Annotated in this window: 12 protein-coding genes and 1 pseudogene; 5 read left to right on the forward strand and 8 right to left on the reverse strand. The window is 62.8% G+C overall.

Features of this window, described 5'->3' with window-relative positions; genetic code table 11:
* From EOA28_RS12250 to EOA28_RS12285, 8 genes are all read right to left on the reverse strand, one after another.
* Positions 1-301: GNAT family N-acetyltransferase (locus EOA28_RS12250; RefSeq protein ID WP_128314919.1), on the reverse strand; the 301-nt coding region annotated here is incomplete at its 3' end.
* Positions 301-1,092, reverse strand: coding sequence for a molybdopterin-binding protein (locus EOA28_RS12255; protein ID WP_126060491.1), 792 nt, complete (start codon positions 1,090-1,092; stop codon positions 301-303). The genes EOA28_RS12250 and EOA28_RS12255, both read right to left, overlap by 1 nt.
* 1 nt (position 1,093) lies before the next feature.
* Positions 1,094-1,966 (reverse strand): cytochrome b/b6 domain-containing protein, encoded by an 873-nt coding sequence (locus EOA28_RS12260; RefSeq protein ID WP_127252923.1) that lies wholly within the window; start codon positions 1,964-1,966, stop codon positions 1,094-1,096.
* Between the two features lie 98 nt (positions 1,967-2,064).
* The gene (locus tag EOA28_RS12265) at positions 2,065-2,736 is read right to left on the reverse strand and encodes a DUF1345 domain-containing protein (RefSeq protein WP_127252924.1); all 672 of its coding nucleotides are present in this window, start codon (positions 2,734-2,736) and stop codon (positions 2,065-2,067) included.
* A 25-nt stretch (positions 2,737-2,761) separates the two neighbouring features.
* Complete coding sequence (locus EOA28_RS12270; RefSeq protein WP_127252925.1) at positions 2,762-3,217, reverse strand: YaiI/YqxD family protein; 456 nt, start codon at positions 3,215-3,217, stop codon at positions 2,762-2,764.
* A gap of 31 nt (positions 3,218-3,248) precedes the next feature.
* Positions 3,249-3,998 carry a hypothetical protein gene (locus EOA28_RS12275; RefSeq protein ID WP_127252926.1) on the reverse strand — a complete coding sequence of 250 codons (750 nt, stop codon included), beginning with the start codon at positions 3,996-3,998 and terminating at the stop codon, positions 3,249-3,251.
* A 110-nt stretch (positions 3,999-4,108) separates the two neighbouring features.
* Entirely contained in the window at positions 4,109-4,678 is a 570-nt protein-coding gene (gene gfa / locus EOA28_RS12280) for an S-(hydroxymethyl)glutathione synthase (RefSeq protein WP_126060495.1), read from the reverse strand.
* Positions 4,679-4,743: 65 nt separating this feature from the next.
* Entirely contained in the window at positions 4,744-5,871 is a 1,128-nt protein-coding gene (locus tag EOA28_RS12285) for an S-(hydroxymethyl)glutathione dehydrogenase/class III alcohol dehydrogenase (RefSeq protein ID WP_127252927.1), read from the reverse strand.
* A gap of 248 nt (positions 5,872-6,119) precedes the next feature.
* Between EOA28_RS12285 and EOA28_RS41135 the strand changes: the two are divergent.
* The 5 genes and pseudogenes from EOA28_RS41135 to EOA28_RS12305 form a co-directional block, all read left to right on the forward strand.
* Positions 6,120-6,437, forward strand: a pseudogene (locus EOA28_RS41135) (biotin carboxylase N-terminal domain-containing protein); the annotation flags it as partial.
* A gap of 18 nt (positions 6,438-6,455) precedes the next feature.
* Entirely contained in the window at positions 6,456-7,676 is a 1,221-nt protein-coding gene (locus EOA28_RS41140; protein ID WP_348633430.1) for an ABC transporter permease subunit, read from the forward strand.
* Positions 7,673-8,827, forward strand: coding sequence for an ABC transporter permease (locus EOA28_RS12295; protein ID WP_127250674.1), 1,155 nt, complete (start codon positions 7,673-7,675; stop codon positions 8,825-8,827). The genes EOA28_RS41140 and EOA28_RS12295 overlap by 4 nt, the downstream gene beginning before the upstream one ends.
* A 39-nt stretch (positions 8,828-8,866) precedes the next feature.
* Positions 8,867-9,838 (forward strand): ABC transporter substrate-binding protein, encoded by a 972-nt coding sequence (locus EOA28_RS12300; protein ID WP_042637338.1) that lies wholly within the window; start codon positions 8,867-8,869, stop codon positions 9,836-9,838.
* A 163-nt stretch (positions 9,839-10,001) separates the two neighbouring features.
* Complete coding sequence (locus tag EOA28_RS12305; RefSeq protein WP_127250675.1) at positions 10,002-10,439, forward strand: CHRD domain-containing protein; 438 nt, start codon at positions 10,002-10,004, stop codon at positions 10,437-10,439.
* Positions 10,440-10,604: the final 165 nt, after the last annotated feature.

Genomic DNA, 10,604 nt, shown 5'->3' on the forward strand with positions numbered 1-10,604 from the left:
CCCATATCCGCAGGGAGCCGCGCGCAGCGGCCTCCGCGACAAAGGCATCAAGCAGCTTCCTGCCGTGGCCAAGGCCGCAATAAGTTTCGTCGACCCACATCAGCGTGAGCTCGGCGATGCCGGCCCAGGAATGACCGGCGGCGATCCCGACGACGCGCCCTTGCTCATCCCGCAAGGCAAAGGTGAGGGCACGGTCGTCGTCACGACCGGTCAGCCGTCGGTTGTCGTCATGCAGACGCTCCTCGACGGCATCAAGCTCGGCAGACGGCAGATCGTGCTCGGCCCGCAGGCGAGGGATCATCAAATCCCGCCATACCAGTCGTAGCCATTATCCTCCCAATAGCCGCCGCGGCCGCCGCCGATAGTGGCGAAACTGTCGACCAGCTCGATCTTAGAAATGTATTTCGGCATCTTGTAGCCGAGCTGGCGCTCGACCCGGACGCGCAGCGGCGCGCCGTTCTCGACCGGAAGCGGCTTGCCGTTGAGACCGTAGGCCAAAATGGTCTGCGGATGGCGGGCATCGATCAGGTCGATGGTGCCGTAATATTTGATGTCGCCGGACAAACTCTGCTCGATCGTGTCGAGGCAGTGGAACATGACGTAGCGCGCCTGCGGCTTGACCACCGCCTGGTCGAGCACCAGCGACAGCGGCGTGCCGGTCCATTTGGCGATGCAGCTCCAGCCTTCGACACAGTCGTGGCGGGTGATCTGGGTGCGGCTCGGCATGTTCTGGAGCTGCTCGCGGGTCAGCGACAGCGGCTTCTCGACAAGGCCGGTCACCTCCAGGCGCCAGTCGGCGAAATTGTTGGCGAGCAGACCCTTGTAGGTGTCGTCATCGGGCGCCGTGACGCCATTCGGTCGCTGCGGCTGGCGGATATCGGCCTCGGTGAATTCCGGCGCCAGCGCGTCGCGGCCTGCAAGAAAGCGCTGCGCGCGGTAAGTCAGGCCATTGGCGTTTTCGAGGAAGCTGCGCAGGCCGCCGCCAATGCCGAGACCGCTGTCGAAGGCGTCGCAGCCCGACAATGCGATGCCTGACAGGCCCAGGCTGCCGGCGGTCAGGAACTTACGGCGCGTGATCTGGAATTTCGCCATGTCAGACGCTCCTCTCGGTCGACTGGTCGTGCTTCGCGGGCGGGTCCGTGCGGTACCAGCCGGTGATGATCGAGCGCAGCTCGTTGATCGGGCCGGCGGCGAGGATCATCAGGATGTGGACGATGAAGAAGAGGACGAGCAGCACCATGACGGTGAAATGGATGGTGCGCGCCGTCTGTCGGCCGCCAAGGATTTCGTTGAGCCACGGCAGCACCGAATCCATGCTCGGCGACATGGCGAGCCCGGTCACGATCATCAACGGCAGAGCCACGAACAGCACGCCGCCATAAGCCATCTTCTGCAGGGTGTTGTACTCGCGCGTGTGGTGGAATTTCAGCTTCGCGTGGTCGACGATGTCGCGCGGCAGCTTGCGCAGATCCGAGAGGCGAGGGGCGAGGTCGCGGCGGATATGGCCGTTGATCAGGCCGGCGATCAGCCAGACGAGCAGCGTGGTGGTCAGGATCCAGGCGAAGAAGAAATGCACGACGCGGGCGGTGCCAAGGTCGTAATAGGAGGGAATGGTCGCCCAGGCCGGAAAGGCGCGAGGCGTCTCTTGTCCCAGCGGACCCGACCAGCCGAGCACGCCGGTAGTGTCGAAGCGGTGGCCGAGGATTTCGGTGAAGCCGCGTGGGCCGTTGGCGGTGTTTTCGGCGCCGATCTCGAGAATGGTGTTGTTGAACTCGAAACCGGACTGCTTGCCGAGATAAAGCTGCGGCCGCGCATTGAAGATCTGCAGGCCGGAAAGCAGCATGAAGAACAGCGAGAAAGCCCAGAGCCAATGGGTCAAGCGCGTCCAGCGCGACTGCCGGTAGATGAGGGTGGTGTCCTTGCCGCCCGCCTTGGGGGCGGATTGGTTGTTGGCAACAGCGTCCATCTTGCCTCCGGCCGCCTCAGGCAGGCGGCTTCTCAGGTCCTTGTCTTCCCCTCAATACGTCACCGCACAAGGCAATGTTTCATGCGATCACGGATTTATTACGGAGGGCCTAGGCTGACCGCGAGATTGACCGCCGCGGCAACGATCACCGTGTTGAAGAAAAAGCTCAGGATCGAGTGGACAAGCACGACAAGGCGCATTTGCGAGGTGGTTATGGCGGTGTCCGCCGTCTGCGCCGTCATGCCGATGACCGTCGCGAAATAGAGGAAGTCCCAACCTTCTGGTCTTTTGCCGCCGGGAAAATCGAGGCCGCCGACCGGCATTTTCTTCTGGGTTTTCTGATCGATCTCGCCTCCATCCTTCCAATAGACATGCGCATAGTGAAGCGACGCCATGGCGTGGATGGTGAACCAGCCGAGCGGGATCGACAGCATGGCGAAGGCAAGCTGCCAAGGGTGCGCCGCATCTTTCTGATTGATCAAAAGAAACAGCGAGACGATGGCCGCAACGACGACGAAGAACGTGACGGCGAAGATAAGCAGCACGGGCATGTCCGTCGCGCGCGCGTTCCTGCTGAGATAGCGGCCGGTGAGGCTCGGCATCAGCGCCAGCACCATGGCGATATAGCTCACGAAGAACACATTGGCGCCGATGGAGTAGGGGAGCGGTGCCTTGAGCAGAAGAGCCACCAGTAGGGCGACGATGCCGATCGCAAAGGCCAGTGCGAACTGCATGTGGCGATGCATCGGCGTCTTGAGGTCTTCACCCATGGGTCGGGTCCCTGAAGACGTTGGATCAATCCGGTGTGACGGATTTGAGCGCGCGCCGCAAGATGCGGTCGAGCTCGCCTAGAAACTGCGACCTGTCCTTTTGCGTGAAGGAGGCATTGAAGCCGCGGCTTTCGCCGGTCTCGCGCAGATGCTGCTTCAGATCGCGCATCGCCACCGCCATGCCGATGGTTTCCGGGGTGAACGGGCGTCCGGTCGGCCCCAGCACATGCGCGCCGAGCGCCACCGTGCGCGCGGCAAGCGGAATGTCGGCCGTCACCACGATGTCGCTCTCCCTGGCGTTCTCGACGATCCAGTCGTCCGCGGCATCGGCGCCTTTGGAGACGACGACATTGCGGATCATCGGATCGCGCGATGGGCGCAGGCCGCCATTGGAGACATAGGTGACGACAACCCCATGACGCTCGGCGACCTTCTCGACCTCGGCCTTGACCGGGCAGGCGTCGGCATCGACGTAGATCATGATTTCCCGAGCGATCGGCGACTCCTGGCGGCTATTTGTCTTCCGGCGCCAGTTCCACCAGCAACCGAGTGACGATCATGTCACGCAGCACGATGCCCTCCGGCACCCCGGCGGCGGTGATGGCCACGAGTCTGGCTGTATTCTCGCTTTGCATTTTCTGCAAGGCGTCGACGTTGCTGGCCGTGTCGGCGATGGATTTGTCGGAGAAGCCGCCGACCGTCCGAATCGCCGCCGGATCGGACCCCCGCAGGACAGCCATCAGACGGCTGATCTGCTCAGAGTTCCTGTTATCGGTCAGCTGCGCCAGCACGACGCTGCCCTTGGCTGAGGCGACATACTTTCCGGCAGGGTCGATGACCACTACCGACATGTCGGGATCATGTTGCGATAGGACACGGATATACTCTGCAATGACGGGCGCCTGATAATAGTCGCCACGGCCAAGCTGCAAAGTCATGCTCACCGGCTTTCCCGGCGCCAAATTGCGATCGACATTCTCAAGCTGGACGAAGTCGCCCTTGGCGACGAACTCGCCTTCGACAATGGAAGAACTGATCGGTATCGGGTCGATTGTCTTCTTGGCTTCCTCGCGGAATTTCGCGCCCCAGCCACCCGGCCCGGTGAACTCGCTGATATCGCCGGACACTACCCCATAAGCGAGCAACGGAATGATCATGAGAGCGATCAGGGTTACACTGTCGCCAAGGGAAAACCGTTTGATGCCATAAGCGAGAACTATCCCGATCAAGAGCACGGCCGCTGCGATGGCTGTTGCCAGCATTTGTCCCTCCGGGCGAACGTCGACCAATGGGCGATCTTTCGATCGCCCATTGGCAATTTCCATGAAGCATTTCACGCAGGAGCGCCCGGTCGTCACCGGACCGACTGGGCTCAGGCCGGCAGCGCGCCGGACTTCTTCGCCGTCCAGGTGGCCATATAGTCCATCAGGCCGGGGTTGAGGCAGTCATAGGGCTCGAGCCCAATCGATCTCAGTTGCGCGCGGATACCGTCCATGCGGCTGGGGTCGACGCCGGATTCGATGATCGAGGAGACGAAGGCGGCGAAGCCCGGCGGCGACCAGCCGTCCTCTTCGAAGCGTTCCGGATGGATGAAGGACAGGCCTTTGAAGGGATGGTCGCGCTCGACCGGGCCATGCATGTGGACGCCGCAGCCGGTGCAGGCGTGGCGCTGGATCAGCGCCGAAGGATCGACCACCTTCAGCTTGTCTCCATTCTCGGTGACGGTGACGTCGCCGGTACCGGCGACGGCCACGACCGAGAATATGGCGCCTTCCGGCTTCCAGCATTTGGTGCAGCCGCAGGCGTGGTCGTGAGCGATCTGGCCCTTGACCTTCACCTTCACAGGGTTGCTGGTGCAGAGGCAGACCAGCGTGCCGCCGGAGAAGGATGCGCTTTCCTTCGGCAAGCCATTGTCAATCTTCGGATGCAGTTTTTCGGCCATTCCATTCCTCCCATGTTTTACCACAGAGGTCGCCGGCGTTCCGGCCTGCGGCCTAGTGGCTTTCCTCAGTAAACCACGACGCTCCGGATCGACTTGCCCTCATGCATGAGGTCGAAACCCTTGTTGATGTCCTCGAGCTTCAGCGTATGGGTGATCATCGGATCGATCTCAATCTTCTTTTCCATGTACCAGTCGACGATCCTGGGCACATCGGTGCGGCCGCGCGCGCCGCCGAAAGCGGTGCCCATCCAGGTGCGGCCGGTGACCAGCTGGAAGGGCCGCGTCGAGATCTCCTGGCCGGCGCCGGCGACGCCGATGATGACCGACTTGCCCCAACCGCGATGCGAGGCTTCCAGCGCCTGGCGCATCACCTTGGTGTTGCCGGTGCAGTCGAATGTGTAGTCGGCGCCGCCGATCTGGTCGGCGCCGCGCTTGGTCATGTTGACCAAGTAAGGCACGATGTCGCCGTCGATCTCCTTCGGATTGACGAAATGCGTCATGCCGAATTTCTCGCCCCAGGCCTTCTTGTCGTTGTTGACATCGACGCCGATGATCATGTCGGCGCCGGCCAGACGTAGCCCCTGGATGACGTTGAGGCCAATGCCGCCGAGGCCGAAGACGACGGCCGTCGCCCCTTGCTCGACCTTGGCCGTGTTGATGACGGCGCCGATGCCCGTGGTGACGCCGCAGCCGATGTAACAGATCTTGTCGAAGGGCGCGTCGGGATTGACCTTGGCGACAGCGATCTCCGGCAGCACGGTGAAGTTGGAGAAGGTCGAGCAGCCCATGTAATGGAACAGTTTTTCGCCGCCGAGCGAGAAGCGCGAGGTGCCGTCGGGCATCAACCCCTGGCCCTGTGTGGCGCGGATGGCGGTGCACAGATTGGTCTTGCGCGACAGACAGGACGGGCACTGGCGGCATTCGGGCGTGTAGAGCGGGATGACATGGTCGCCCTTCCTGACCGAGGTCACACCCTTGCCGATATCGACGACGATGCCGGCGCCCTCATGGCCCAGGATCGCCGGAAACAGCCCTTCCGGATCGGCGCCCGACAGCGTGAACTCGTCGGTGTGGCAGATGCCGGTCGCCTTGACCTCGACCAGAACCTCACCCTCGCGCGGACCTTCGAGGTCCACCTCCATGATCTCCAGCGGCTTTCCGGCGGCAACGGCAACGGCGGCACGCGTTTTCATGAGGCATTCCTCCCAAGCGATCTGTAAGTTTTAGCTAACGGCAGGCTGCCCGTGGCGAATGCCAGCCTGCCATCATTTAGTGTTGGGGTAACATTAGCGAGTTCCGTGCGGACGGCCAATGTCTCTTGCGACGTTTTTCGGCGCGGTTTCTGCAATCGGTGCCAGCCTTGGGAGCCTGCCCGTGGCACTTGAGGCGCGCCGGAATTATCCATAGAACTGGTCCGCTTCGCCGGAGGAACGACATCCGAATGTTCAAGAAGATCCTAATCGCCAATCGCGGCGAGATCGCCTGTCGCGTCATCAAGACGGCGCGCAAGATGGGCATTGCCACCGTCGCGGTCTATTCGGATGCCGATCGCGATGCCGTGCATGTCGAAATGGCCGACGAAGCGGTGCATATCGGCCCACCGCCCGCCGCGCAGAGCTATCTCCTGCCGGAGAAGATCATCGCCGCCTGCAAGGAAACCGGCGCCGAGGCCGTCCATCCGGGCTACGGCTTCCTGTCGGAGCGCGCCTCATTTTGCGAGGCGCTGGAGAAAGAAGGCATCGTCTTCATCGGACCGAAGTCCAAAGCCATCAAGGCGATGGGCGACAAGATCGAATCGAAGAAGTTCGCCAGCGAAGCCAAGGTCTCGACCGTGCCTGGATGGCTCGGTGTCATCGAAGATGCCGACCATGCCGAGCGGATCGCCGGCGAGATCGGCTATCCGGTCATGATCAAGGCCTCGGCCGGCGGCGGCGGCAAGGGCATGCGCATCGCCTGGAGCCAAGCGGAGGTGCGCGACGGCTTCGACCGGGCGCGTTCGGAGGCGAAAAGCTCCTTCGGCGACGACCGCGTCTTCATCGAGAAATTTGTCGTCGATCCGCGCCATATCGAGATCCAGGTGCTGGCTGACGCGCATGGCACGGCGCTCTATCTCGGTGAGCGCGAGTGCTCGATCCAGCGCCGCAACCAGAAGGTGGTCGAGGAGGCGCCGTCGCCATTCCTCGACGCCAAGACCAGGAAGGCGATGGGCGAGCAGGCGGTGGCGCTGGCGAAAGCCGTCGACTACCAGAGCGCCGGCACGGTCGAGTTCATCGGCAAAACGCTGTCGCAGCCGAAGCCGACGCTGCCGGCGCCGCACCAGGTGGCGGTGAATTTCTTTGAGAACACTTTTCTGCGGTCCGTCACCTCGAACCGCAGCCTCGTCTACAACGCCTGGGTGACATTGTCCTCGACGCTGCTCGGCTTCGCCTTCGGCACCGCGCTCGGCATCCTCATTGCCGTGGGCATCGTGCATGTGGCGACATTCGACCGCAGCCTGATGCCGTGGATCATCGCCTCGCAGACCATTCCGATCCTGGCGGTGGCGCCGATGATCATCGTGGTGCTGGCGGCGATCGGCATCACCGGCCTGATCCCCAAGGCGCTGATCTCGACCTACCTGTCGTTCTTCCCCGTCGCCGTCGGCATGGTGAAAGGCCTCCGCTCGCCCGAGCTTATGCATCTCGATTTGATGCATACGTACAATGCCAGCGCCTCGCAGACCTTCTGGAAACTGCGCGTGCCGGCCTCGGTGCCGTTCCTGTTCACCTCGATGAAGGTGGCTGTGGCGGCAAGCCTGGTCGGCGCCATCGTCGGCGAGTTGCCGACCGGCGCGGTCGCGGGCATCGGCGCCAAGCTGCTTGCGGGCGCCTATTACAGCCAGACCATCGATATCTGGTCGGCGCTGGTCGCAGGCTCCATCGTCGCGGCGCTGCTCGTGATGGTAGTGGGCATCGCCGGGCGCCTCGTCGACCGCGCCATGGGCGGGAGGCCGGCATGACCTGGCTGAGGCCGTCCTGGCAAGCGGCGCTGGCAATCCTGCTTTGCCTCACCGCCTTTGCGCTCGGCGCGATGACGAAGCCGGAGGCAGCCGCGCTGGCGGACCCGGCCGCAACGCTGGCCTATCCCTATATGGGCGCAAAGGGGCTGATCATCGGGCTGCTGCTCATCGCGGCGCTGGTTTCGATCGCAAAGCTAACGCCGCTCGTGGAGGCGATCGTGCTCTTCGTCGGCGCCCATGCCGCCGCTTGGCTGCTGATCAAGGGCATAACCGGTTTCGAAGGCACTGCGCTGGCCCCGTATTTCCTGCTGCTTGCCGCCGCCTGGCTGCTCGCCTGGCGTTGCGTTGCGCTGTTGTCTTCGTTGCGCCCGAACCAAAGCGTCGCGAGGAACGCATTGCGCCTGATTATCCCGGCGATCTTCGGCGCCTGGATCTTGATCATCTGGGAAGCGGTGACGCGCGGCGCGGGCATCCCCTTCATCCTCTTGCCCCCGCCGAGCGCTATCGGCGCGCGCATCGCCAACTCGCTGCCGATCCTGGGCTCGGATGTGCGGCAGACGATCTTCAAGGCGGTGCTGATCGGCTATGTCGTTGGCAACCTCGCCGGCTTCGCCGTCGCCATCCTCGCAGACCGCGTGCCGTTCCTGCGGCGCGGGCTCTTGCCGATCGGCAATATGGTGTCGGCGCTGCCGATCATCGGCGTGGCGCCGATCATGGTCATGTGGTTCGGCTTCGACTGGCCGTCCAAGGCCGCTGTCGTCATCATCATGACCTTCTTTCCGATGCTGGTGAACACGGTCGCAGGGCTGGCCGCATCCGGGCATATGGAGCGCGACCTGATGCGCACCTATGCCTCCGGTTACTGGCCGACGCTGCTCAAGCTCAGGCTGCCGGCGGCAATGCCTTTCATCTTCAATGCGCTGAAGATCAACTCGACGCTGGCCCTGATCGGCGCCATCGTCGCCGAGTTCTTCGGCACGCCTGTGGTCGGCATGGGATTCCGCATCTCGACGGAAGTCGGGCGGATGAACATCGACATGGTGTGGGCCGAAATCGCAGTTGCAGCACTGGCGGGTTCGGTCTTTTATGGCGTGGTCGCTCTCGTCGAGAGAGCCGTCACGTTTTGGCATCCCTCTGTCCGAGGTGGATAGGGGCGGTGGGTTTGGGCACTAACTTCAGAGGGTAAAAACATGAAAAGACTGCTAATTTCCGCTTTGGCCGGCGCCATGTCGCTGGCCGCCTTCCAGGCGATGGCCGCCGACAAGGTTACACTGCAATTGAAATGGGTCACGCAGGCCCAGTTCGCCGGCTATTATGTCGCCAAGGCCAAGGGCTTCTATGACGCCGAAGGCCTCGACGTCGACATCAAGCCGGGCGGCCCGGATATCGCGCCCGAGCAGGTGATCGCCGGCGGCGGCGCCGATGTCATCGTCGACTGGATGGGCGGCGCGCTGGCGGCCCGCGACAAAGGCGTGGGGCTCGTCAACATCGCCCAGCCGTTCAAGAAGGCCGGCATGGAACTGGTCTGCCCGAAGGCCGGTCCGATCAAGACGGAAGCCGACTTCAAGGGCCACACCCTCGGCGTCTGGTTCTTCGGCAACGAATATCCCTTCTACGCCTGGATGAACAAGATCGGCCTCAAGACCGATGGCGGCCCGGACGGCGTCACCGTGCTCAAGCAGAGCTTTGACGTGCAGCCGCTGATCCAGAAGCAGGCCGACTGCATCTCGGTCATGACCTATAACGAATACGGTCAGGTGCTGGATGCCGGCTACAAGCCCGAGGACCTGATCGTCTTCAACTACTCGGCCATGGGCAACGACCTTTTGGAAGACGGGCTCTACACGCTCGAGGACAAGCTCAAGGATCCGGCCTTCGAGGACAAGATGGTTCGCTTCGTGCGCGCCTCGATGAAGGGCTGGAAATACGCTACCGAGAACACCGACGAGGCGGCGGAAATCGTCGTCGACGCCGGCGGCCAGGACGAGAACCACCAGAAGTTCATGATGAAGGAAGTGGCCAAGCTGGTCGACAATGCCGACGGCAAGCTGATCCCGGCCGCTTACGAGCGCACCGCCAAGGCGCTGCTCGACCAGAAGATCATCAGCAAGGAGGCAAGCGGCGCCTACACGACCGCGATCACCGACAAGGCGATCAAGTAAGCTCGGGTCTCTACAGCCGATATTGAAAGGGGGGCGACCGCCCCTTTTTCTTGCCCGCGGTAAAATAATCGTGTGCCGGGATACATCCGGCGACCCAACCGTTGATTGGCGCATCCGCACGTCGGGGAGCCGTGGAGGATGCTGCAATCAACGGAGGTTCTTCATGCGCATCCTATCCGTGCCGATGCTTTCGGCCTTGGCCGTCTCGACCGCCTTCCTTCTCGCATCGCCGGCCATGGCCGAGACGATGAAGTTCAAGGCGACGCTCGATGGCGGCCAGCAGAGCCCGCCCGTCACCACCAAGGGCAAGGGGACCGCCACACTGACCTTTGACACGACAAGCAAGAAGCTCAGCTGGAACGTCAAATATTCCGGCCTCAGCGGGCCTGCCGTGGCTGCCCACATCCACGGTCCGGCGGACATGGGCGCGAACGCGGACCCGGTCATCCCGTTAAAGAAGCTGAAGAGCCCGATCAAGGGATCGGCGACGCTGACGGACGCGCAGGCGGCCGATCTCGAGGCCGGCAAATACTATGTCAACGTCCACACCGCCAAGAACAAGGACGGCGAGATCCGCGGCCAGATCGAGAAGGCGATGTAGCACGGCGAATTGCATTGAACTTTGAAGGCTGGCGGGACAGCGCCCCCTCTGTCCTGCCGGCCATCTCCCCCACAAGGGGGGAGATCAGATGTCACGCCGGCTTTCGCCAATCACCAGCGTTTCAAAAGGGCGGGGCGATGGAACTGCTAATCTCCCCCACAAGGG

This window comes from Mesorhizobium sp. M2A.F.Ca.ET.067.02.1.1 (assembly GCF_004023285.1).
Lineage (GTDB): Bacteria > Pseudomonadota > Alphaproteobacteria > Rhizobiales > Rhizobiaceae > Mesorhizobium.

Excerpts from the sequence above, each read along its gene's own strand:
- EOA28_RS12255 (WP_126060491.1), bottom strand. The coding sequence starts at position 1,092 with ATGGCGAAATTCCAGATCACGCGCCGTAAGTTCCTGACCGCCGGCAGC.
- EOA28_RS12260 (WP_127252923.1), bottom strand. The coding sequence starts at position 1,966 with ATGGACGCTGTTGCCAACAACCAATCCGCCCCCAAGGCGGGCGGCAAG.
- EOA28_RS12265 (WP_127252924.1), bottom strand. The coding sequence starts at position 2,736 with ATGGGTGAAGACCTCAAGACGCCGATGCATCGCCACATGCAGTTCGCA.
- EOA28_RS12270 (WP_127252925.1), bottom strand. The coding sequence starts at position 3,217 with ATGATCTACGTCGATGCCGACGCCTGCCCGGTCAAGGCCGAGGTCGAG.
- EOA28_RS12275 (WP_127252926.1), bottom strand. The coding sequence starts at position 3,998 with ATGCTGGCAACAGCCATCGCAGCGGCCGTGCTCTTGATCGGGATAGTT.
- gfa (WP_126060495.1), bottom strand. The coding sequence starts at position 4,678 with ATGGCCGAAAAACTGCATCCGAAGATTGACAATGGCTTGCCGAAGGAA.
- EOA28_RS12285 (WP_127252927.1), bottom strand. The coding sequence starts at position 5,871 with ATGAAAACGCGTGCCGCCGTTGCCGTTGCCGCCGGAAAGCCGCTGGAG.
- EOA28_RS41140 (WP_348633430.1), top strand. The coding sequence starts at position 6,456 with ATGGGCGACAAGATCGAATCGAAGAAGTTCGCCAGCGAAGCCAAGGTC.
- EOA28_RS12295 (WP_127250674.1), top strand. The coding sequence starts at position 7,673 with ATGACCTGGCTGAGGCCGTCCTGGCAAGCGGCGCTGGCAATCCTGCTT.
- EOA28_RS12300 (WP_042637338.1), top strand. The coding sequence starts at position 8,867 with ATGAAAAGACTGCTAATTTCCGCTTTGGCCGGCGCCATGTCGCTGGCC.
- EOA28_RS12305 (WP_127250675.1), top strand. The coding sequence starts at position 10,002 with ATGCGCATCCTATCCGTGCCGATGCTTTCGGCCTTGGCCGTCTCGACC.